We start from the raw sequence: 24,101 nt of genomic DNA, 5'->3' as shown, positions 1-24,101 counted from the left end.
AAAGAATGCAATAATCTTTTTTAAATCTTTGCGTGGAATGTGCCACGAGCGTTCTCACAGCACTAAAAAATATTGCTGTTCGCGCTTTCGGCTCGCTTTCCTGGGGCTCGGCTCAAGCCTCCGCACCGCTCCTACGTCGCGCTTTACGGGGTGTTGAGGCACGAGCTTTCCCCAAGGAGTCTCGCCGAGCGCTTCCACCAATAGCTTCTTACCTTAAACTGAACAACGATGGGACAAAGCAAGTGCCATCAGAAAAATTCAACAGTTGGTACCGCTCCAATCGATAACATGTTTACGCGCGACGCAAAAAAGAGCATCAGAACGAATGGACGTTTCCGATGCTCTTTCGTTTTACTTAAACTTTTCATTTAATCAATCCGCTCGCCATCAAGCACACCGGACTTCGCGAGTACTTGACGAAGCGGTGCGTATTCATCACTTTGCCAAAATGCGTCCGTTTGCACGAGCGCCGTCGCATAGTCGCGAGCTACTTCAAGCGCACGGTAATCATGCACTAAGTCCGCCACTTTAAACTCCGGTAAGCCGCTTTGCTTTTTGCCGAAAAAATCCCCTGGGCCGCGCAGCTCTAAATCTTTTTGCGCCAGCGCGAAGCCGTCGTTCGTCTCGGTCATCGACAGCATGCGCTCCTTCCCTTCGTCCGTCTTCGGATCCGCCATTAATACACAGTATGATTGATGCTCACCACGCCCGACGCGACCGCGCAATTGATGCAGCTGCGCTAAACCGAAGCGCTCCGCATCGTAAACGACCATAAATGTTGCGTTCGGTACGTTTACACCTACTTCAACGACCGTTGTCGACACTAAAATGTGCAGCTTCCCTTCGCTAAAGTCGCGCATAACTTCATCTTTTTCTGCTGGTGTTAAACGCCCATGCATTAAGCCGACTTCAAAGCGACCGCGGAACAGTTCACGAAGCTGCTCGTACGCCTCGACCGCATTTTGCACATCGAGCTTGTCGGACTCCTCAATGAGCGGGCAAATCGCATACGCTTGTCGACCTTGCAGCAGCTCGTTCTCTAGCTTTTGCACGACCGCTCCGAACTGCTCCTTTTTCACCCAATGCGTCTCAATCGGCTTTCGACCTGCTGGCATTTCATCAATGATCGACACGTCCATTTCACCGAATGCTGTAATCGATAGCGTTCGTGGAATCGGTGTTGCCGTCATAAACAGCACGTCTGGACTTTCGCCTTTATCGCGCAAAATACGGCGTTGCTCAACACCGAAACGATGCTGCTCGTCCGTAATGACAAAGCCTAAATTGTGAAACACGACGTCCGGCTGAATGAGTGCATGCGTGCCGATTAAAATGTCGATGTCGCCATTTGCAAGCTCAGCAAGCAGTTCCCGACGCGTTTTTCCTTTTACCGATCCTGAAAGCAATGCGACACGCACGTTAAACGGCGCAAACCACGCTTGTAAGCTTTCAACGTGCTGCTCCGCTAAAATTTCAGTAGGTGCCATAAGTGCCCCCTGATAGCCTGCTGTGACAGCCGCATATAATGTAATCGCGGCAACGACCGTTTTCCCTGATCCAACGTCCCCTTGCAGCAATCGATTCATGCGGTACGGCGTTAAAAAATCGCGACAAATTTCGTTAACGACACGCTTTTGCGCATTCGTTAGCTCATACGGTAGCGACGCAATGAACGCCTTTAACTGCTCGTTGTTATATTTCATCACTTTGCCAACTTCATCATCGCGACGTTTTTTACGCAGCGCTTGAATTTGTAGCTGGAATAAAAATAGCTCCTCAAACGCGAAACGACGGCGTGCCTGCTTTGCGTGCTCAGCTGTTTGCGGGAAATGAATACCTTCTAACCCTGCTCGCACATCGACTAGCTTATATTGCATGCGTGCATCGACAGGCAGCACATCGACTAGCGCATGCCCATATTCGCTCAGCGCTTGACGCATAAACGTGCGAAAACGCTTTTGCTGCAACGTCCCACGCAAGCTATATACAGGCTCGAAATCAATTTGATCTGTTTTCGGACCAAAATGAACGTGCGTGCCGTTAATCGTTTGACGCCCTTGATCCCATTTACCAGTAATCGTGACGACGCTGCCGATTGTGAGCTTTTGCTTTAAATACGCTTGGTTAAAAAACACCGCTTTTACTAAATGGCGCCCGACAAAAATATGTACTTGCAAGCGCGATTTTCCCTTCCCTAAAAACATGACAGATGCTTCGCGCTCAATGCGGGCTTCAACCGTGACGCGCTCATTATGGGGTGTTTCCGTTAAATCCTTTAAGCGAAAATCTTCATGGCGATACGGAAATGTGTACATTAGGTCGTAAACCGTTTCAATACGAAGATCCGCTAGCTGCTGCGCTGTTTCTTTGCCGATACCTTTTAATGCAGTCATCGGCGTTAGTAATACTTCATTGAACATTTGCACTGTCTCCAAAAATTTTGCGTGCAAGTGCCTGACCTGTTGGCGTTGCTGCAAGTCCTCCGCGAGCAGTTTCTTTTAAGTTTGGGCTCATTTGCTGTCCGATTCTAAACATTGCACCGATGACCTCATCTGTTGGAATACGGCTCGTCACACCTGCTAATGCCATATCTGCTGCGACAAGTGCGTTTGCTGCTCCCATTGCGTTACGCTTCACACATGGCACTTCAACAAGTCCTGCAACGGGATCACATACGAGTCCGAGCATATTTTTCATCGTAATTGAAAACGCTTCTGCACATTGCTGCGGCGAGCCACCTGCCATTTCAACAATTGCCGCCGCCCCCATCGCTGCTGCTGAGCCGACCTCCGCCTGACAACCACCTGCTGCACCTGAGATTGACGCGTTATTTGCGACAACGAAGCCAAATGCACCTGCTGTAAATAAGAAGTGAATCATTTGCTCACGCGTCGGATGTAATTTATTTTTCACCGCAAAGAGCACACCTGGTACGACACCTGCTGAGCCTGCTGTTGGCGTTGCACAAATCGTCCCCATCGCCGCGTTCACTTCGTTCGTTGCGACCGCTTTACTAACCGCATCGAGCAATAAATCGCCGCTTAACGCATTGCCGCTTTTTATATAATTTTGAATGAGCACCGCATCGCCGCCTGTCAAGCCCGTTACCGATGTGACGCCACGAAGCCCGCGCTCAACTGCTTCTTCCATAACGCTTAAATTGCGCTCCATTTGCGCATAAATGTCCTCTTTACTGCGATGTGTCATCGTCATTTCCTGCTCAATCATTATGTCTGAAATGAGCTTTCCTTCTTGTTCTGCACGCGCTACTAGCTCGCGCACGTTACGAAATAATACGTTCATCGTCAGCCCTCCTTACGTGTTCATTTTCGATACTTTTGTAATATGTGGAATATATGAAATTTGCTCAATAATGCGGTCGTCAATATTTTCATCGACTTCAATGACCATGAGTGCCGTTAAACCACGTTCAATACGAGACACTTCCATATGACCGATATTCACCTCATGCATCGCCAAGCAGTTTGCAACGTTCGCAATGCAGCCTGCGCGGTCGTCATGCACGACTAAAATCGTCGGCATACCACCTGTTAAATGAAGCTTAAAGCCATTAACCTCGCTAATTTCAATTTTACCGCCGCCAATTGAAATGCCGACGACGCTCATTTCACCGTCATCATCACCAAGGACGATGCGCGCTGTGTTCGGATGGTCCGTATGCGCTGTTTCCGGTAAAAATGTATACGTCATGCCCGCCTGTTCCGCCTCAAAAAATGCCGTTTTAATGCGCTCATCGTCCGTATCGTAATCGAGTAAACCACCGACGATCGCAACGTCTGTACCGTGCCCTTTATACGTTTCGGCAAATGAGCCGTACAAATGTATCGTCGCCCACTTCGGCTGACGTCCAAATAAATCTCTTGCCACTCGTCCAATACGCGCAGCACCTGCTGTATGTGACGAGGAAGGACCAATCATAACTGGCCCGATAATGTCAAACACGGATGTAAATTTCATCGCTGTTCCCTCCTCGAAGCTGTGTACTTCATTTTAACTGAATTGAAGCGTGAAAACCAACATAATGAGCTACATGTCTGACCTTTAAGCAAAATAGAAAAAAAGATGTACGAAAAGCCATCACCGACTTTTCGTACATCTTGTATCCTCCTACTATTCCACTGAAATAATATATGGATATAACGGTTGTTTGCCGTTAAATACTTCTACTTCCGCATCTTCAAACTGCTCTTCAATCGATGCAGCTAATGCGTTTGCCGCTTCCTCTGTCGTATCTTCACCGTAAATGATTGTAATGATTTCTGCATCTTCATCAACAAGTGCTGATACAACTGTTTGTGCAGCTGTTTCTAGTGAAGGCGTTGATTCGATAATTTTACCTTCTGCAAGCGCCATGTAGTCGTCTTTACGAATGTCGACACCGTCAATTGACGTATCGCGCACCGCGTACGTTACTTGACCTGTTTTTACGACTGCAAACGCTGACGTCATCGCTTCTTTGTTGTCCGCTACAGATTGCTCCGGGTTGAACGCAAGCATTGCCGCCATCCCTTGAGGAATCGTTTTCGTCGCAACAACTGCTGCTTCAATATCAAGTAGCTCCACTGCTTGCTCTGCTGCCATAATGATGTTTTTATTATTCGGTAAAATTAATACGCGCTCTGCACCGATTTCTTGCACCGCTTTTACGATGTCCTCTGTTGACGGGTTCATCGTTTGACCGCCTTCGATGACATATGATGCACCTAGTGAGCGAAGAAGCTCAGCGACACCTTCACCCATCGCAATTGTTACGATTGCGTAAGGCACTTTCGTCACTTCTTTTTTCACCGGTGCTTGGTGGTTTTCACCAACGATTGCTGTATGCTGCTCGCGCATGTTATCCACTTTAATTTTCATTAAGCTGCCGTACTTTTGCCCAGCTGTTAGTACTGCACCTGGTGTTTCTGAGTGAATATGTACTTTTGCTACTTCATCGTCTGAAATAACTAATAACGAATCACCCATTACGCTTAACTCTTCACGGAACTTGAATTCATCAAACGGCTCCTTCGTGTCGTCTAAACGCACCATAATTTCTGTGCAATAGCCAAACTCGATATCTTCCGTGTTCATGAAGTCTTGTACGCGGTGATGCTCTGCGTTAATTAAGTCGTCTAATGACGCATCGTTTTTCTCTGGTAGCGCTTCACCTTTTAATGAAGCTAAAAAACCTTCGTACACAAATAGTAAGCCTTGTCCGCCACTATCAACTACGCCAACTTCTTTTAATACCGGAAGTAAATCTGGCGTGCGATCAAGTGATGCTTTTGCTTCTGCGACAAGTGCTTCTGTAATTTCGATTAAATCGCTCGTACGCTCTGCTGCTTCTACTGCTGCTTTTGCGCCGTCTTTTGCGACTGTTAAAATTGTACCTTCAACTGGCTTCATCACTGCTTTGTACGCTGTGTCAACACCTGCTTGGAATGCTTGTGCGTAATGTTGTGCTGTTACTTCGTCTAACTTTTCTACATGCTTGCCGAAGCCGCGGAATAGCTGTGATAAAATAACGCCCGAGTTACCGCGCGCGCCCATTAATAAGCCTTTTGATAACGCTTGCGCTGTTTTGCCGATATGCGCCTGTGCGTGCTGCTCTGTTTCCTTTGCCCCTGATGTCATTGATAAATTCATATTCGTTCCTGTATCACCATCTGGCACAGGGAATACGTTTAAAGAATCTACGTAGCTTGCATTTTGGTATAAATGGTGTGCACCCATTTGTACCATTTCCGCAAACTTTAATCCGTCTAAAGACTGCATGTGATTCTGCTCCTCCTCTTATACGTTCATGACACGCACACCTTGAACAAAGATGTTCACCGATTTTACGCTCATTCCTAATGTTTTATTTACTGTATATTTTACTTTTGATTGGACTTGGTAAGCAATTTCAGAAATTTTCGTACCATAACTTACAACAATGTACATGTCGATATGTAAATCATCGTTTTGCTGACGTACAATGACACCTTTTGCGAAGTTTTCTTTGCGCAAAATATCTGTCAGTCCATCTCGAATTTGGTGTTTAGATGCCATCCCAACGATCCCGTAACATTCGATCGCTGCGCCCCCTGCAATTTGTGCAATTACATCGTTCGAAATATCAATTTGACCGAACTCGTTGTTTAATTCAATTGACATATAAATGCCCCCTTGGCTCTTTTAGACTAAACTATATTGTACTATACAACAAACTATTATAAAAGAAAACGTATGAATTAAGCTAGTGAGACCTCGAATGTATTTTTAATACGTACAATCTACCGGCTCACTCCATTCGGCTCGCTTTCCTGGGGCGTGGCTTGAGCCTCCTCACCGCGAGCGGTTGCGGGGTCTCAAGTCTCACGCTTTTCCCTAAGGAGTCTCGCCGATTTCGATTGCCCTCCTTTCGTTCACACACTATAAGTTCTATAAAATCTCAATGGCTGCTACACATCTTTCTCACAAAATTAGGTGTAAAGGTTTTTTTCTTGAAAGTACTTGTGAAATGTCTTGCACTGAACGTGAGACTGTGTTAAATTATTATGGTATGTGAAATACCGAACTGAAAAACAAGCTTTCAGATTCATTTGTTAGGAGGGAAATATACATGCCAAAACAATGTGTAATCACTGGCCGTAAAGCTCGTTCAGGTAACACTCGTTCTCACGCAATGAACGCTTCTAAACGTACTTGGGGCGCTAACCTACAAAAGGTTCGTATCCTAGTTGACGGTAAGCCAAAGCGTGTATGGGTTTCTGCTCGTGCATTAAAATCAGGTAAAATCGAGCGCGTTTAATCGTGCATATTAAAAGGACTCACCGACTTCGGTAAGTCCTTTTTTTATTGCGTTAATCCCGACTGCGCACGCTCAAACAAATACCGCTCGTAAACGAAATCGTCGCGTGCTCATCGACAATTTCATTGCTCGTAAAACGCGATGACATGCGCGCCATCGTTTCGTTCGTCGTTTCGTATTTCACCCCGCGCAGCGTGACGTCGCACACATCGCCGTCGTACGAAAAAAATGATATGTACGGGAATTGTTCATCGCGCGCAAGTATATGTTCCCCTGGTGTGAAAAAGCGCAGCTCGTTTTGCGTATTGACGATGCGAAATGCGATATACGGGTGCTGTAGCTGCATGCGCGCCACAGAACGCATCGCCGCCTCCGAGTGATCCAGTCGTCCACCTGTAATGCCGGTAATCCATACTTCGTCCACGTCCTGCTCCAAAGCATATAATAATGCCAAGTCTGTGTCCGTCTCATCCTTCTCCGCTGCGTATCGATGAATCGTGTCACAACGCTCCTTTACATACTGCCACTCCGCTTCATTTAACGAATCAAAATCTCCAACAATCGCTGTCGGCTTCAGCCCTGCTTGAAGTAAATAAAAAGCGCCGCGGTCTGCACCGATGTAGACGATGTCAGCACGCGACGCAAGCGCAGTTAAGTCGTAAAGCTCTGTAGACGGCCCTCCTGCACAAATAAATGCGATCATGAAATGGCTTGCTCTCCAGCTGCTTTAATCGCTTGTAATGCAGCGTGACGATCTTCCTTGCCAAAAATAGCCGAACCAGCAACAAAAATGTTTGCGCCTGCTTTTGCGCACGGCACGATCGTTTCTGCTGTAATGCCGCCATCAATTTCGATGTCGATGTTTAAACCGCGCTCTTTAATGATCGTTGATAACGCCTCAATTTTTGGCACAACGCTCTCGATGAATTTTTGTCCACCAAAGCCTGGGTTCACCGTCATAAATAACACCATATCGATATCTTCTAGCACGTGCTGAATCGTTTCAATCGGCGTATGTGGATTTAACACGACACCTGGCTTCACACCGTATGAGCGAATAAGCTGAATTGTACGATGCAAATGACGACATGCCTCTACGTGTACCGTAATGTATTCCGCACCCGCTTTTGCGAACTGCTCGATATATTGGTCTGGGTTTTCAATCATTAAATGCACGTCTAACGGCAAGCTCGTATGTGGACGAATCGCATCCATTACAAGCGCACCGAATGAAATGTTTGGCACGAAATGTCCGTCCATTACGTCAACGTGAATGAGTTCAGCACCGGCTGCTTCTACTTCTTTTACTTCTTCTCCAAGCTTCGCAAAATCTGCGGCTAAAATAGATGGGGCAATTTTAATCATGTTTAGTACCTCGGCTTTCGATCGATAATTTCTTGTAAAAACTGTAAATAATGCTCATAGCGATACGTGCGAATGTCGCCTGCTTCGACGTCATCTTTCACCGCGCATTTTGGCTCCTTGACGTGCAAGCAGCCGCGGAATTTACAACGCTCAGCTGCTTCTGCAATTTCTGGGAAACATCGTGTTAATTCTTCACGCTCAATCGTATCAAAATCAAACGAGCTAAACCCTGGTGTGTCCGCAAGTAAGCCGCCTGCAACTTCCATTAGCTCTACGTGACGCGTCGTATGTTTCCCGCGCCCTAAATGCTGTGAAATGATGCCTGTTTTTAACGCTAGCTGTGGCAGCAACGTGTTCAGTAGCGTCGACTTCCCAACGCCTGATTGTCCTGCAAGCACCGTCGTTTTGTTCGCAAGCATTGGCTTGATGCGTTCAAACAGAGAAGCATCATCAATATACGTCTCGATGACATCATAGCCGATTTTTTTATAATCATCAATATATGGCTGTAATGCAACACGTTCCTCGTCCGTAATTAAATCGAGCTTCGTTAAGCAAATAATCGGCTTAATATAGAACGACTCCAGCACGACTAAAAAGCGGTCGAGTAAAATCGTATTGAAGTTTGGCTCCTTCACTGAGAACACTAAAATTGCTTGGTCAATGTTCGCAATTGGTGGGCGTACGAGCTCGTTGTCTCGCGGGAAAATTTCTTGAATCGTGCCGTCTGAACCTGCTGTTTCAACTGTATATTCAACAAAATCGCCAACGAGTGGTGATTCACCGCGGTTACGAAATATGCCACGGCCTCTACATTGAATTAGTTCCCCGTCTTTTTCTACATAGTAATAGCCGCTTAAAGCTTTACGAATTTGCCCTGTTGCCATTCAATCTTCCTCTCTTTACATGAAATGCCGGACACTATGCATAGTGCCGGCTTCATCTTTTTTATAAATCTTCATACAAAATCGTTTCTTCGATAATGACTTCGTTGTCACGTACGACACGGTACGCCGCTTCACTATCTTCCTCGATTTCGAGTCGAATGCGATGTGACGTCGTTTCGATAATATCAAATTCCTCAATTGGCTTTGCCATCGTATTTTGCTGATCCTGTACGTAAATACGAATGTGTTGTGGCACGACTGTCGGCTCTTCGTTAATGCTCTCATCGATTGCTTCAGAATCCTTTTCCTCAGCAACTTCTTCCATTGGCTCAACATCTGGCTCATATGGTATCGAAATGACTTGTACGAACGTTTTCATTGTCTTTGCTTCCGGTCCTTTTGAACGTACGACGTTAATCGTGCTGCCAATTTCCAAAGAAGAACCAGCAGATGGCGTTTGTGAAATGACATCGCCCGCCTCAACCGTATCGGAATGCTCCTCGCGTGATACGTTAATATTAAAGCCCGATGAACTAGCATATTGCTCTAACGCACTTTGGCCATAGCCTGTTAAGTCGGCGACGCGCGCGGTGTTGCTACCTTTACTTACGGTGAGCGTTAAGCGAGTTTCACTTTCAATGACTTGCTCTCCCGCTACTGGCGATTGTGCAAGCACCGTGCCTTCACGTTCTTTTGAGTACTCCTCATTAATGCTCACACCGCTATAACTGCGATCTTTTAAAATATTCATTACTTGGTCGACGTTTTGACCGACGTAGTTTGCAACGCTCGTCTTTTCAACACCCGTACTTACAATTAAATCGATTTCACTTTGTGGCTCGACTTCTTTGCCTGCTGCCGGTGACGTATCGATGACGTGGTCTTCGTCGACAGTATTTGACGTCCGTTCTCGCTCCTCACCAATCGTAAACCCTTGCTCTTCTAACAGTTCAATCGCTTCTTCAATCGGTAAATTCACGACGTCTGGCACTGCTATTTTTGCAGGCTTCATCATCGACGGTAGCAAGAAAATAAGTAGCCCGATAAAAGCAACGCAGCCAACGATCAAACCGATGACGAGCGGACTGCGCGATTTTTTCTTTTTCGGTAGAGGCTCGTCATATACACGCTCTTGTTTGTCCAACAGCTGCTTTTTCGGGGCGACAAGAATGACATCTTCATCATCCTCGTCATCTATAATAGCTGCACTGCGCTTTGTTAACGTGTCATCAGCCTTTGAAAAAATCGGCTTAATAACCGGCATTGCCTTCGTTGCATCGTCATCAAGCGGCAGTTCGAATTTTTTTTCCTGCAAACGCTCTGGACTAAGCACCGTCATTAAATCTTGCTCCATTTCCTCTACGCTGCTGTAGCGGTGAAGCGGGTCTTTTGCTGTTGCCTTTAACACGACGTTTTCCACGCTTTGTGGTATGTAGCTATACTTGGCACGAACAGATGGTGTTTCCTCCTGCAAATGCTTTAGCGCAATCGCAACTGGTGACTCACCGTAAAATGGCAGCTCCCCTGTTAACAGTTCATATAGTACGACACCAAGTGCATAAATATCAGATTTTTTCGTTGCCATGCCGCCACGCGCTTGCTCTGGTGATAAGTAATGCACCGTACCAAGCACTGAATTTGTTTGCGTATAAGCAGTCGCATTCAGCGTTACTGCAATGCCAAAATCCGTCACCTTCACTTCACCGTCTCGCGTCATTAATACATTTTGTGGCTTAATGTCCCGGTGAATTAAATGGTTATCATGAGCATGGCTAATGGCATTCGTTAAGCTGCGCATAATATCAACTGCCCGCTTCACCGGAATAGGTGAGCTTTGTTGTATGTACTGCTTCAACGTTTGCCCTTCAACATATTCCATTACAATATAATGAATGTCCTCATCTTGCCCGACATCATAAATGCCTACAATATTTAGATGTGCAAGGCTCGTGACGGATAATGCCTCCCGCTGAAAACGACGCAAAAGCTCTTCTTCATTTTTAAAATCGTAACGCAACACTTTAATCGCTACTTCTCGGTCTAAAATCATATCATGCGCTAAATAAACGTGGCTCATGCCGCCGCCGCCAATTAAGTGCAATACTTTATACCGGTCACTTATACGTCTTCCTTCCAACATACCTTACACCCCCTAACTATTATAAAGTAAGACAAGTGAAATATTATCTTCTCCACCGCTATCATTCGCGAGCTGCACAAGCATGCGACCTTGGTATTCCAGCTCATCTTGTCGCACTAAAATCGCCTGTATTTCCTCGGCGCTGCATTTATCGCTTAAACCGTCAGAGCAAAGAAGAATATACATATTTTTCTCCGCCTGAAACGCATAAAACGTCGGCTCGACTTTTCGCTCTGTCCCAATTGCCTTCGTAATGACGTGGCGTCGCGGATGTGTTTGTGCCTCTTCCTCACTAATTTCGCCGTGGTCCACGAGTACATTTACATACGAATGATCGCGCGTTACTTGCATCGCAAACGTTTCTGTAAATGTGTACACGCGACTATCTCCAATATGACAAATTGTGAAATGTTCATCATCGATAAGTGCTGCAATTAAAGTTGTGCCCATGCCCGCGCATTGCTCATGCAATAATGAATAGTCATATACTTGCGTGTTGATTGATTTCACCGTTTTTGCTAGCCACTCTTGCTTTTGCTCAAACGTTGCAAACACTTCCTCGTCCGCTTGTAAAAAATGCTGTTCAAATAACGTAATGGCCATGTCACTTGCGACTTCTCCTGCATTATGACCACCCATACCGTCCGCAAGAAGCGCGAGCATTAGCCCGTCCTCTCGCGTCGATACGTGCGCCCGGTCTTCATTAACCGTTCGTTTTAAGCCCACATCTGATTCGACTGTGAAATTCACAATAGTTCACCTACTTTGTTTCTTCAGCTCGCTCTTGAGCACGTAATTGCCCACACGCTGCTGCGATATCCGCACCTTGCTCACGACGAATCGTGACGTTCACACCGCGTGATTTTAACGCTTTTTCAAACGCAAAAATGCTGTTGCGTGACGTACGTACATAATCGCGCTCTGGTACATAGTTAATCGGAATTAAGTTAACGTGACATTTAATACCTTTAATTAAATCTGCTAATTCATTCGCTATTTCTACCGAATCGTTTTCACCTGACATTAAACCGTATTCGAAGCTGACGCGACGACCTGTTTTTTTCGTATAGTATTTCACCGCATCAAGTAGCTCGTTTAACTTGTACGCACGCGCAATCGGCATTAGCTTTTGACGCGCCTCCTGGTTTGGTGCGTGCAGCGATACGGCGAAGTTAATTTGCATTTCTTCATCGGCAAACTCATAAATTTTTGGCACGATACCTGACGTTGATACCGTAATGTGACGCGCACCGATATTTAGCCCTTTATCATGATTCATAATTTTTAAGAAGTTCATCATCGCGTCGTAGTTATCAAATGGCTCACCGATACCCATAATTACGATTGATGATACGCGCTCTTCTGTTTCATCTAAAATTTGCTGCACCTTCACTACTTGCTCAACGATTTCACCAGCAAGTAAGTGACGTTTTAAGCCACCGAGCGTTGACGCACAAAACGTACAGCCGATTCGGCAGCCTACTTGTGTCGTCACACAAATTGAATTGCCGTATTCGTGACGCATTAATACTGTCTCAATTGAGTAGCCGTCTTGCAGCTGGAATAAAAACTTAATCGTGCCATCTTGTGACTCTTGCTTCACGATTGTTGAAAGTGTCGTCAATAAAAAATTTTCCGCTAATTTATCGCGTAATGCTTTTGGAATATTCGTCATATCGTCGTAATTTTTTACGCGTTTAACGTACAACCATTCAAACACTTGAGCAGCGCGGAATTTTTTCTCGCCGTTATTTTCTAACCATGCTTGTAGCTCCTCTAAACGAAGCGAGTAAATCGATTCCTTTAGCTGAGGCTTTTCCTTTTTCATGCGGCGTGTAGCAGCTGATTCTACGACTAAATCTTGAATGCGCTCCTCGATTTGGTCTTTCATTTCTTCATGTTGTTTTTCTAACACAATTTATTCTCCTTTTTTACGAAACGACGCTACGAAAAAACCGTCACTCCCAAAATCTTGCGGGAATACTTGTAGCATGCCGTTTTGTTGCTTGTCCATTAAGCTTTGTGGCAACGTCATTTGCTCCGCTTCCATTTGCGGATGTTTTGCTAAAAATGCTTGTACCGTACCTTCATTTTCCGTGCGATCGACTGTGCACGTTGAATACACTAAGCGACCACCTGGCTTTAATATGCGTACAGCGTTATCAAGTAGCGCGAGTTGAATCGTTTGCAAGTTCGCTAAATCTTCCTCGCGCTTTGTATATTTAATGTCTGGCTTGCGGCGCATTACTCCTAAACCTGAGCAAGGTGCGTCTACTAGCACGCGGTCAAAGCTCGCCTCACCGAGTAAGTCCGCCGCTTTACGTCCATCGAGCGGAATCGCTTCTACAATATCGAGCCCTAAACGCGCGACATTTTCATCAATTAAATTTAATTTTTTCGCATGTAAATCCGATGCGAGCACTTTACCTTCATTGTTCATCTTTTCCGCGATATGCGTCGTTTTGCCGCCTGGTGCTGCACACATATCGTAAATGCGCTCACCTGGCTGCGGATCTAAAACAGTCGCCGGAAGCATCGAGCTTTCATCTTGAATCGTTGCGAACCCTTTTTTAAATAAAGACGTGCGCGATGCTGTACCGCTCATTAAATGGATGCACTCTGGCAAAACGTCACTACGACGCGCCTTCACACCTTCACGCTCTAAAACTTGCAGCGCTTCTTCTACTGTCACACGTGTTGTATTGACACGCATCGTCTGTAGCGGTGGCACGTTGTTTTCGCGCAGCATATCGCCTGCCTGCTCGTAGCCGTACATCTCAACCCAACGTGCTACGAGCCACTGTGGATGCGACGTTTCAATCGCTAGGCGCTCGACGTCGTCAACAATTTCATCGACATTTCGAACATCGTCACGCAGCACGTTACGTAAAATGCCGTTTACCATCGATGCAATGCCTTTATGTCCGCGGCGCTTCGCAATTTCCACCGCTTCGTTTACCGCGGCATGTGCTGGAATGCGCGTTAAGTAATGCATTTGATAAAGTGATAGGCGCAGTAACCAACGTACCCATAAATCGATGTTACCACGAATGAACGGCTCTAAATAATAATCTAACGTATATTTGTACTGCAGCGTGCCGTACGTTAATTCCGTTAATAAGCCGCGGTCCTTCGCGTCGGTAATGCGGTATTTTTCAATTGTATCATTTAGTAATAAATTGCTGTATGCCTGACTTTTATCGACCGTTAATAAAATCGTTAACGCCGCATCACGTACGTTGCCATCCCAAATGACTTCTTTTTTCTTTTTGCTCATTCGAAGCGATCTCCAATCTGTAGCGTAGATCCTGTGCCGCGTAAATAATCGGTTGCGCTCATTCGCTTTTTGCCCGCTGGCTGTAAATCAGTAATGTACAACACACCGTCACCTGTTGCGACACCGAACTTGTCCGTTTGAATGTCGACAACTGTTCCAGGTAGCTCCGTTGTGTCACCACCAACTTGCGCCCACCACACTTTAACGTTCGCATCATTCATCGTCGTGTACGCTACTGGCCACGGATGTAAGCCGCGCACTTGGTTGTATACGTCGCGCGCTGATTTCGTCCAGTCGATGCGCTCTTGCTCGCGTGAAATATTGCGTGCATACGTCACGAGCGATTCGTCTTGTACGATTGAATCGTTCGTACCCGCTTCAAGCGATGGTAACGTTTCTTTTAATAAGTCGCGCCCAACAACGCTTAATTTATCAAACATGCCACCTGTATGGTCTTCTTCTTCAATCGCAATGGCGCGCTGTGAAATGATGTTGCCGGCATCTAATTTTTCTGCCATGTACATAATTGTCACACCTGTTTCCGCCTCGCCGTCAATGATTGCTTGGTGAATCGGTGCGCCGCCGCGATATTTCGGTAAAAGTGAAGCATGTACGTTCACGCAGCCTAGGCGCGGTGCATCAAGTACTTCTTTTGGCAAAATTTGTCCAAATGCCGCTGTAACGATTAAGTCTGCGTTCATTGCAATAATTTGTGCCATTTCGTCTGAGCCGCGTAGCTTCTCCGGCTGTAATACCGGAAGCCCAAGCGCTAATGCTTCTTCCTTCACAGGTGTCGGCGTTAACACTTTTTTGCGCCCCACTGGACGATCTGGCTGTGTTACGACTGCTAAAATGTTGTGGCCTTCCTCATGCAGCATGCGTAAAATTGGCGCTGAAAAGGCAGGTGTCCCCATAAATATGATGTTCATACTATTCCTCCTCAGCGTACAGTTGTTCTAGCTCTTCTTCCGTTAGCTGGCGCGTCATTTTTGAATCGAATAATACGCCGTCTAAATGATCGATCTCATGCATAATGGCACGCGCTTCGAAGTCTTCTGCCTCCAGCTCATAAATGCGACCGTCACGATCTGCCGCTTCGATTTTCACATATGTTGGACGGTTTACCATACCGAATACGTCCGGGAAGCTTAAGCAGCCTTCGATATCTTCTACGATGTCGCCTTTCGTTTCGATGACGATTGGGTTGATCATTTCTAAAATGTCCTCGCCAAGCTCAACGATTGCAACGCGTAAACCGACGTTAATTTGTGGTGCGGCGATGCCTACACCGTCATGCTCTACCATCGTATCGTATAAATCATCAAGTAACGCGATAATTGAGTCGTCGATTACTTCTACTTCCTTCGTTTTTGTTGATAAAATTGTTGCGGGTGCTTTTACTACTTCTTTAATTGCCATAGTGTTTATTCCTCTTTCTATCGTTGCGTATTCGGCGTCGTTGCCGATTGTATTAGTTGTTTTGTATATTGATATGTCCGCGTTTTGCGGCTCGCTTTCCTGGGGCTCGGCTCAAGCCCCCTCGACACTCATACTTCGCGTCTGTCGGGTCTTGAAACACGAGCTTTTCCCCAAGAAGTCTCGCCGCAACGCTTCCTCTAACTTCCCCATATACTGCCCGTTCAACACAGTCATCAGCACATAGTTGGGTTTCAATTTGTCCGCCAACTAAAGCGAACAGCTCTTCTTAAATCATACTCGGATCTAAATCAACCGTTAGCTGTACGCCGAGCTTCGCCCACTCCGCACGATACATCGCAATGAGCGCATGCAACGTCGGTATGAGCGTCGGTTCTATTTTATATTTTATCAAACATTGATAGCGATATCTATTTTGAAGGCGAGCGATGCTAGAGGCAGTTGGTCCTAAAATGCGCACGCTTTGTGGTAAATGCATGCGAAGCCAGTCTGCCATCTCCTGCGCGTAACGAATCGTTTGCATCACGTCCTCATGTGATATTTGCACGAGCGCAATATAATAGTACGGCGGATGTCCTGAGCGTCGGCGTTGCGTCATTTCATGCTCATAAAACGGCACATACGCCTGCGCCTTCGCAAGCTCGATTGCATAATGCTCCGGCGTATACGTTTGTACAACGACTTCACCTGGTTTATCGTGACGCCCTGCTCGTCCACTCACTTGCGTTAGCAGCTGAAACGTTTTTTCTGCGGCGCGGTAATCCGGTAAATGAAGCGACGTGTCTGCACTAAGCACGCCAACTAACGTAATGTCCGGGAAATCGAGCCCTTTTGCGATCATTTGTGTGCCGAGTAAAATATCCGCTTCCTTATTGCCAAACGCATCAAGCAGCTGCTCATGTGACCCTTTTTTTGACGTTGTATCGACGTCCATTCGCAGCACACGCGCTTCAGGAAAAAGCTTATGAATTTCCTCCTCGACCTTTTGCGTGCCCGTACCGAAGTAGCGTATATGCTCGCTTTGACATGACGGACATTGCTGAGGCAACATTTCCTCATAGCCGCAATAATGACATTTCAAATTTTCATTTGTACGGTGGTACGTCAGTGAAATATCACAATTTTTACATTGTACAACAGTCCCGCAGTCTCTACATAATACAAAGCTCGAGTAACCGCGGCGATTTAAAAACAGCACAATTTGCTCGCGTCGTGCTAAGCGACTGCGCATCGCATCGACGAGCACAGTCGAAAACATCGAGCGATTGCCGCTTGCAAGCTCTGCACGTAAATCGACGACGTGCACAGTTGGCAAGCTTTGCTGTTTCGCACGCTCCGATAACGTTAAGAGCGTATACACACCCTTTTTCGCACGAGCAAACGATTCTAACGACGGGGTTGCACTACCTAATACAACTGGGCAATTATGATATTGACTGCGCCAAACAGCAACGTCTCGTGCATGATAGCGAGGCACGTCTTCTTGTTTATACGTCGATTCATGCTCCTCGTCTAAAATGATAATACCGACGTTCGTAAACGGCACAAAAATCGCTGAACGTGCACCGACAACAACTTTCACTTCACCCTTTTGAATTTTGCGCCACTCGTCGTACTTCTCCCCTGTCGATAAGCCGCTATGCATAACTGCGACTTGCTCGCCAAAGCGTGAACGAAAACGCTCGGTCATTTGCGGTGTTAACGCAATTTCTGGCACGAGCATAATCGCTTCTTTACCTTCTGCTAACACTTGCTCAATTGCCTGTAAATAAATTTCGGTCTTGCCACTTCCGGTAATGCCGTGCAATAAAAACGTATGTGCCTGCTGTGCGTCGAGCTTTTTTTGAATCGCAAGTAGCGCCAAATCTTGCTCGTCCGTCAGCTGCAAGTTCGTCGTTTTATGCACGTCCTTCGTAAATGGATCACGGTACACTTCCTGCGACACAAACGTAGCTGCACCGCGTTCAATGACGCTATGTAGCACCGCAACACCGATGTTTGTCACCTCGCAAATGTCTGCTGGCTTATACATTTGTCCTGCGTGCTGCTGCATCCAAGCAATGAGCTCACGCTGCTTTTTCGCCTGCTTTGAAACGCTGTCATGAATCGCGACTAGCTTTTCCACGTCCGATTCGATGAACACGTAGCGCTCCGTTTTCACTTTCCCTTGTTGCTTCACGACATTTTCAATTGTCACATGCCCAAGTCGCAGCGCCTGCTTAATAAGCGGCAATGCGCCAGCTTTTTCAAATTGTTGAAGCGGCGCGGTCGTTTTCGTGCCAAACACTGTTTGTAGCATCGGTGGTAGCTGTTCGCTTGCGACGTGCAAATGAACGCGCTTTTCATATTTCGCTCGCAGCGCTGACGGGATCATGAGCTGTAGCGCATCAATTTCAAAGCAAATCGTCTCGTGCTTTAACCATTTTGCAAGCTGTAATAGCTCAGCGTTTATAACAGGCTCCACGTCTAACACTTCAGAAATATTTCGCACCTTATTTGTAGGCACGTCCGTTTCTGCACGAATACCGACAACGAAACCGAGCACGTTGCGTGGACCAAACGGCACTTTCACGCGACTGCCGACCTCTAGCACCGTCTGTAAGCTTTCTGGAATGCGATAATCAAATGGACGGTCAACCGGATATGCCGCAACATCAACAATAACTTGTGCAAACATTACAGCTCAGCTCGCTTTAAAATCGTTTCAAATAAACGCTTTGCCAAATCCGTTTTTGGCATATGCTCAAAGCGCGCGCGGTAGCCGCCGTGCCCAATTAACGTCACCGTATTCGTATCCGCATTGAAGCCTGCTCCAACTTCGGTTACATCGTTTGCGACGATATAATCGGCATTTTTGCGCGTTAGCTTTCCTTCAGCGTACGTTTCGACGTCGTTCGTTTCTGCTGCAAAGCCAATTAATAGCTGATGCGTTTTCTTTCGTCCAATCGTCGCTAAAATATCCGGTGTGCGCTCCATTTCCATAAACGTATCGCCATCTTTTTTCTTCACCTTTTGCGTCGCGGCATTTTTTGGACGGTAATCGGCTACCGCTGCTGTTTTCACAACGATATTCGCATCATCGTACTCCGCCTCTATTGCTTCAAGCATATCTTGTGCGCTTTCAACATCTACAACGCGAATGCCTGCTGGTTTTTTCAATGCAACCGGACCTGAAACGAGTACGACTTCCGCACCTAAATCACGTGCCGCCTCTGCCATCGCATAGCCCATTTTGCCGCTTGAAAAGTTCGTCACAAAGCGTACTGGATCGATGCGTTCGCGCGTAGGACCAGCTGAAACGACAACTTTTTTCCCCGCAAGTGGCTGATCTTTTGGCTTGAACTGTGCGCGCACGAGCTCGACGATTTTTTCTGGCTCTTCCATCCGTCCTTTGCCGACATAGCCACACGCTAAAAATCCTTCTGACGGCTCAATAAAGCGTACCCCATCTACATAAAGCTGCTCAATGTTACGAACAACAGCAGGATGGTCATACATATGTACGTTCATCGCAGGTGCCATCCAAACAGGACAGCTCGCCGCAAGAAGCGTCGTCGTTACCATATTGTCGGCAATGCCGTTTGCAACTTTACCGATGACGTTCGCCGTTGCTGGTGCGACGACGATTAAGTCGGCCCAGTCCGCTAAATCAATGTGTGCGATAACACTTGAATCCTTTTCATCAAACGTATCGAAAAACACATCATTTTTTGACATTACTTGAAAGCTTAATGGATTGACAAATTGACGTGCTGAGTCGGTCATCATTACTTTTACGACCGCACCGGCTTGCTGTAATTTACTTACAAGTGCTACTGCTTTATAGACCGCAATCCCACCCGTTACGCATACTAAAATATGTTTTCCAATCATGTTTTTGCACCCCTTCAAACGATGAGCTCCCAAAGAGAAATCTCCGGGAGCTCATAAGCATGTAATTAAATTTCGTCTTCGTATACTGTTCCTGCTGCTTGCGCTTTCATGCGTAACTTACCACTTGCCACTTCTTCAAGTGCGCGTCCTACTGGCTTGTATGATACGTACTTGTCTAAACGCTCCGTCCCTTGAACTTCCTGCATTTGACGAGCGCGCTTAGAAGCCATGCTCACTAAAGAATATTTCGAATCGACTTTGTGTTTTAAATCATCTACTGATGGATATAACATTGTTTATTCTCCCTTCAACATCGATAAATAACGTTTTTCCACACGCTCACGGCGGCAATGCTCAGCCATAATAATCGCGTTAATGCGTTCGCATGCGTTTTGTACTTCGTCATTTTCGACAACATAATCGTATAAATTCATCATTTCTACTTCTTCATTTGCTGTTGCGATGCGCTTAGCAATGACTTCTTCTGTTTCTGTGCCACGACCAACTAAGCGGTCACGCAGCTCTGAAATACTTGGCGGTGCTAAAAAAATGAATAATGCATCCGGTGCTTTTTCACGAATTTGTGCTGCCCCTTGCACTTCAATTTCTAAAAATACATCTCGCCCTGCATCCAATGTCTCATTTACATACGTAAGTGGCGTGCCGTAATAGTTACCAACAAACTCCGCATGCTCAAGTAAGCCACCTTCTTCAATTAACGCCTCAAATGCTTCACGTGATTTGAAGAAATAGTCTACACCATCTACTTCCCCTTCACGAGGCTGACGCGTTGTCATTGAGATCGAATATTCATAGTTCGTATTCGGCTGTGAAAACAATTCTTTACGAACTGTTCCTTTTCCAACACCCGATGGACCTGATAATACGATCAACAAGCCACGTTCTTTTCTCATCGGTCAAAACTCCTTTTACACTGTATAACTTGTTTATTATGAGCGAAAGTTAACAATTATTCAATGTTTTGTACTTGCTCGCGCATTTTTTCTAAAATCGTTTTTGCGTGCACGACCGCTACCGATGCTTCAGACGATTGATTTTTTGAGCCAATCGTATTAATTTCGCGGTGCATCTCCTGCATTAAAAAATCGAGCTTGCGTCCAATTGACACAGCCTCCTCTAATGTAGACGTTAGCTGTTCAAAATGACTTTCTAAACGATCAAGCTCCTCCGTAATATCAACGCGCTCAGCAAACAGTGCAACCTCTGCTAATACGCGGTCATCTACTACATCGCTTGCTGCTACTTCACGAATGCGCTCAAGTAAACGCTCGCGATATTTTTGTACAGCTTGTGGTGCGACGTTGCGAATGTGGCGAATTTGCTCATGTAGCTCGTCCTTATATTGAAGCACGACCTTTTTTAACGCCGCCCCTTCACGCACTCGCATGTCGATCAAGCCATCTAATGCGTCGTCAACAGCCGATGCGACTGCGTTCGTTAGCTCATCGACTGCAATTTCTTGCTTTTCATATGTTAATGCATGTTCTAATGATAAAAGCTCCTGCATTGTCCATGAAGCATCAAGCGGTACGACAGCCGATAGCTCTGCCTTTGCCTTTTTATATGCTTCAATGAGCGGCCAGTTAATTTGAAATAGCTGGTCGCTTTCTGCTAATGATTTAACATGAACGGTAACATCTAGTTTCCCGCGTAACACTTTTTGTGAAATTAGCTTTTTCGCTAACTGCTCTGCTTCCATCCACTCTTTCGGAAACTTCGTATAAATTTCTAAAAAGCGATGGTTCACAGATCGAACTTCAATTGTGAGTTGGAATGTTTTCGTAGTTGTGACACCTCTGCCAAAACCAGTCATACTACGCACCAAGGTTCGTCACACCTTTCTTTGCATACTGCAATCATTATAGCATAAATTATTCGCTCTACACGTAACAAATTTCATGTTGCGCACTAATGCTGAAAATGCGAAAAGATGCTACTATGAACTATACAATATTGCGTGTTTTGCTTTGCTTGTCACGCAGCTTGCATTTTTATTCATGTACCGTTTCGCGAAAAAATGCGCCGTGACAGCGACAAAGCAAACTTCATTACACAACATACACGTAAACAGAAAGCTTGAGGGGATTTCATATGGCATTTGACGGCCTATTCACTACCGCAATGACGCAGGAGCTACAGCAGCTCGTAACAGGACGCATCGCAAAAATACATCAGCCGAACGCGCAAGAAATTGTGATGCACATTCGCGCAAACAGCAACAACTACAAACTATTATTCTCGATTCATTCAGCATATGCGCGCGTACAAATTACGACGCAAACGATCGACAACCCAGCAGAGCCACCGATGTTTTGCACGCTGCTGCGCAAGCATTTAGAAGGCGGTGTCATCGCGGCCATTACACAAGAAGACGGCGATCGCATCATTACATTTGACATTAACGCAACAAATGAAATTGGCGATCCGGTTAAGCGCATCGTCTCAGCAGAAATTATGGGGCGCCATAGCAACGTGCTGCTAATTGATGCACATACGAACAAAATAATCGATAGCTTAAAACATTTACCACCTGCTGTAAATAGCTATCGTACCGTTATGCCTGGTGCTGCGTACATCGCTCCACCTGCTCAAGAAAAAATAAACCCATTCACCGCTTCTGCTGAAGACGTTGCGACATTTTTCGCACGACCACGCGAGCCAAAAGAAGTGCAGCAGCAATTCGCTGGCTTCTCAACGATGCACGCAACTGAGCTGCTCCACCGCATTGGTGATGGCGATGCATTAACCGCTTGGCAGCAATTTTTACAGCAGCTACGTGACGCACATGCGCCGACGTATTGTGAAATCGGCAACAAAGTACTTTTTTCACCGACGACAATTACGCACGTAGAAGAGGCGGTCGAAAATTTCACTTCACTCGGTGCACTGCTTGACCGCGTCTTTTTCGCCCGCGCTGAGCGTGACCGCGTAAAACAACAAGCTGGAGACTTAGAACGTTGGCTACAAAACGAGCGCGATAAGCTGCAATTGAAAATGCGCAAGCTTGAGCAAGATTACGCGCGCGCTGAAAAGCTCGACACACTCCAACTATACGGCGAGCTACTCATGGCAAATATTTATGCATTCTCAAAAGGCGAAACGTCCGTAACCGTTGCGAACTACTATAGCGAGGACGGTGAAATGGTGACAATTCCGCTCAATCCGCGAAAAACGCCCGTCGAAAACGCGCAGCACTATTACACGCGCTATACGAAGGCGAAAAACGCACTCATTATGGTAAAGCAGCAGTTAGAAAAAACAGCAACCGATTTAACGTACTTCGAGCTGCTTGCCCAGCAAGTGCAGCACGCTTCACCGAGCGACATCGAGGAAATTCGTGAGGAACTAGCGGAGCAAGGTTTACTTCGTTTACGCGCCTCTAAGAAAAAGAAAAAAGTGACGAAGCCTGCACCAGAAAGCTACATGTCGTCTACAGGTATCCCGATTTCTGTCGGCAAAAACAACAAGCAAAACGACTTTTTAACATTTAAGCTTGCGAAGCGCTTTGAGACATGGTTACACACGAAGGACATTCCAGGTTCACACGTCGTCATTCATAGCGACGCACCAGATGAACAAACGTTAGCTGAAGCCGCCGTACTAAGCGCCTACTTCAGTAAAGCGCGCGAATCTTCTGCTGTGCCAGTTGATTATACAGAAGTGCGCCATGTGAAAAAGCCAAATGGTGCAAAACCAGGCTTTGTTATTTATTTTGAACAAAAAACGTTATTCGTAACACCTGATGAAGCGATTGTTATGCAGTTAAAACAAAAATAACGTTTCTTAATGTATAGAAAGAGCGATTGAAATATATAATGCGAATGAGGCTCGAAACAACAGGCGGACTCCAGCGGGAAAAACGTGACGCTTGAGACGTCACAGCTATGAGATACAAATAGCGAATAAGTGCCACTACATGAGCCATTACTTTCGTGACAAACATCGCTTTTCGCCTGCACGCCTGCGAAAAGCGTCGCCATAACGAAAGAATTGCCAACAACAAGTGTGTTGATTAGCCATTCAATTAGCAGGGCGCGTATGACGGCTCGCGGTGCTCCTGCGATTACTCGTCACCGATAAATCTCCTAGTGCTCAGCTGAAGGGGTCTTGAAACACGAGCTTTTCACTAAAGAGTGTCGCCGCACGCGCTAGCTATAACAAAATCGCTTTGATCTCCGTTTTGCAGCTGAAACAATCGATTCAACTCTATAAAATTGGCGTATCAACAGATCTGTGCCAACAATATATTTTCGTAAAGTACCATTTACGTGGTACTTTATATTTTTTTGTACACATTTTTGTTCA

The 24,101-nt window shown here is 46.0% G+C and carries 21 protein-coding genes; 2 read left to right on the top strand and 19 right to left on the bottom strand.

What is annotated here, in order from left to right:
* Positions 1 to 368 precede the first annotated feature (368 nt).
* The 5 genes from recG to A6K76_RS06665 form a co-directional block, all read right to left on the bottom strand.
* On the bottom strand, positions 369 to 2,420 hold the full coding sequence (gene recG, locus A6K76_RS06685; RefSeq protein ID WP_066463347.1) for an ATP-dependent DNA helicase RecG: 2,052 nt from the start codon (positions 2,418 to 2,420) through the stop codon (positions 369 to 371).
* Positions 2,410 to 3,303 (bottom strand): L-serine ammonia-lyase, iron-sulfur-dependent, subunit alpha, encoded by an 894-nt coding sequence (gene sdaAA / locus A6K76_RS06680; RefSeq protein WP_066463345.1) that lies wholly within the window; start codon positions 3,301 to 3,303, stop codon positions 2,410 to 2,412. Before sdaAA ends, recG begins: the two co-directional genes overlap by 11 nt.
* 12 nt (positions 3,304 to 3,315) lie before the next feature.
* On the bottom strand, positions 3,316 to 3,978 hold the full coding sequence (gene sdaAB, locus A6K76_RS06675) for an L-serine ammonia-lyase, iron-sulfur-dependent subunit beta (protein WP_066463343.1): 663 nt from the start codon (positions 3,976 to 3,978) through the stop codon (positions 3,316 to 3,318).
* A 153-nt stretch (positions 3,979 to 4,131) separates the two neighbouring features.
* Entirely contained in the window at positions 4,132 to 5,778 is a 1,647-nt protein-coding gene (locus A6K76_RS06670; RefSeq protein ID WP_066463341.1) for a DAK2 domain-containing protein, read from the bottom strand.
* A gap of 18 nt (positions 5,779 to 5,796) precedes the next feature.
* Positions 5,797 to 6,159, bottom strand: coding sequence for an Asp23/Gls24 family envelope stress response protein (locus tag A6K76_RS06665; RefSeq protein WP_066463339.1), 363 nt, complete (start codon positions 6,157 to 6,159; stop codon positions 5,797 to 5,799).
* A 448-nt stretch (positions 6,160 to 6,607) separates the two neighbouring features.
* On the opposite strand from A6K76_RS06665, the gene rpmB reads away from it, so the two are divergent.
* Positions 6,608 to 6,796: a 50S ribosomal protein L28 gene (rpmB, locus tag A6K76_RS06660; protein WP_066463337.1), complete on the top strand. Its 189-nt coding sequence runs from the start codon at positions 6,608 to 6,610 to the stop codon at positions 6,794 to 6,796.
* A gap of 52 nt (positions 6,797 to 6,848) precedes the next feature.
* Here rpmB and A6K76_RS06655 read toward each other — a convergent pair whose 3' ends face one another.
* From A6K76_RS06655 to A6K76_RS06590, 14 genes are all read right to left on the bottom strand, one after another.
* Complete coding sequence (locus tag A6K76_RS06655) at positions 6,849 to 7,499, bottom strand: thiamine diphosphokinase (protein WP_066463334.1); 651 nt, start codon at positions 7,497 to 7,499, stop codon at positions 6,849 to 6,851.
* Positions 7,496 to 8,161: a ribulose-phosphate 3-epimerase gene (gene rpe / locus A6K76_RS06650; RefSeq protein WP_066463332.1), complete on the bottom strand. Its 666-nt coding sequence runs from the start codon at positions 8,159 to 8,161 to the stop codon at positions 7,496 to 7,498. The genes A6K76_RS06655 and rpe overlap by 4 nt, the downstream gene beginning before the upstream one ends.
* A gap of 2 nt (positions 8,162 to 8,163) precedes the next feature.
* The gene (gene rsgA, locus A6K76_RS06645; protein WP_066463330.1) at positions 8,164 to 9,048 is read right to left on the bottom strand and encodes a ribosome small subunit-dependent GTPase A; all 885 of its coding nucleotides are present in this window, start codon (positions 9,046 to 9,048) and stop codon (positions 8,164 to 8,166) included.
* A 61-nt stretch (positions 9,049 to 9,109) separates the two neighbouring features.
* Entirely contained in the window at positions 9,110 to 11,188 is a 2,079-nt protein-coding gene (pknB, locus tag A6K76_RS06640; RefSeq protein ID WP_066463329.1) for a Stk1 family PASTA domain-containing Ser/Thr kinase, read from the bottom strand.
* A 12-nt stretch (positions 11,189 to 11,200) separates the two neighbouring features.
* Positions 11,201 to 11,938, bottom strand: coding sequence for a Stp1/IreP family PP2C-type Ser/Thr phosphatase (locus A6K76_RS06635; RefSeq protein WP_066463328.1), 738 nt, complete (start codon positions 11,936 to 11,938; stop codon positions 11,201 to 11,203).
* Between the two features lie 10 nt (positions 11,939 to 11,948).
* A complete protein-coding gene (gene rlmN / locus A6K76_RS06630; protein WP_425393869.1) occupies positions 11,949 to 13,016 on the bottom strand; it encodes a dual-specificity RNA methyltransferase RlmN in 1,068 nt (355 codons plus the stop codon).
* 90 nt (positions 13,017 to 13,106) lie between these two features.
* Entirely contained in the window at positions 13,107 to 14,465 is a 1,359-nt protein-coding gene (gene rsmB, locus A6K76_RS06625) for a 16S rRNA (cytosine(967)-C(5))-methyltransferase RsmB (protein WP_066463327.1), read from the bottom strand.
* Positions 14,462 to 15,394, bottom strand: coding sequence for a methionyl-tRNA formyltransferase (fmt, locus tag A6K76_RS06620; protein WP_066463326.1), 933 nt, complete (start codon positions 15,392 to 15,394; stop codon positions 14,462 to 14,464). Before fmt ends, rsmB begins: the two co-directional genes overlap by 4 nt.
* 1 nt (position 15,395) lies before the next feature.
* Positions 15,396 to 15,884 (bottom strand): peptide deformylase, encoded by a 489-nt coding sequence (gene def, locus A6K76_RS06615; RefSeq protein WP_066463322.1) that lies wholly within the window; start codon positions 15,882 to 15,884, stop codon positions 15,396 to 15,398.
* Positions 15,885 to 16,170: 286 nt separating this feature from the next.
* Entirely contained in the window at positions 16,171 to 18,579 is a 2,409-nt protein-coding gene (priA, locus tag A6K76_RS06610) for a primosomal protein N' (RefSeq protein WP_066463320.1), read from the bottom strand.
* On the bottom strand, positions 18,579 to 19,775 hold the full coding sequence (gene coaBC, locus A6K76_RS06605; protein WP_066463318.1) for a bifunctional phosphopantothenoylcysteine decarboxylase/phosphopantothenate--cysteine ligase CoaBC: 1,197 nt from the start codon (positions 19,773 to 19,775) through the stop codon (positions 18,579 to 18,581). Before coaBC ends, priA begins: the two co-directional genes overlap by 1 nt.
* A gap of 65 nt (positions 19,776 to 19,840) precedes the next feature.
* Complete coding sequence (gene rpoZ, locus A6K76_RS06600) at positions 19,841 to 20,068, bottom strand: DNA-directed RNA polymerase subunit omega (protein ID WP_066463316.1); 228 nt, start codon at positions 20,066 to 20,068, stop codon at positions 19,841 to 19,843.
* A gap of 3 nt (positions 20,069 to 20,071) precedes the next feature.
* Positions 20,072 to 20,689, bottom strand: a complete 618-nt coding sequence (gene gmk / locus A6K76_RS06595; protein WP_066463314.1) for a guanylate kinase — start codon at positions 20,687 to 20,689, stop codon at positions 20,072 to 20,074.
* Between the two features lie 56 nt (positions 20,690 to 20,745).
* On the bottom strand, positions 20,746 to 21,609 hold the full coding sequence (locus A6K76_RS06590) for a YicC/YloC family endoribonuclease (protein WP_245671964.1): 864 nt from the start codon (positions 21,607 to 21,609) through the stop codon (positions 20,746 to 20,748).
* A 278-nt stretch (positions 21,610 to 21,887) separates the two neighbouring features.
* On the opposite strand from A6K76_RS06590, the gene A6K76_RS06580 reads away from it, so the two are divergent.
* The gene (locus A6K76_RS06580) at positions 21,888 to 23,573 is read left to right on the top strand and encodes an Rqc2 family fibronectin-binding protein (RefSeq protein ID WP_066463304.1); all 1,686 of its coding nucleotides are present in this window, start codon (positions 21,888 to 21,890) and stop codon (positions 23,571 to 23,573) included.
* Positions 23,574 to 24,101: the final 528 nt, after the last annotated feature.

Origin of the sequence: Caryophanon latum (assembly GCF_001700325.1) — a bacterium.
GTDB classification, from domain to species: Bacteria; Bacillota; Bacilli; order Bacillales_A; family Planococcaceae; genus Caryophanon; species Caryophanon latum.
This window is presented reverse-complemented; position numbering and strand designations above follow the sequence as displayed.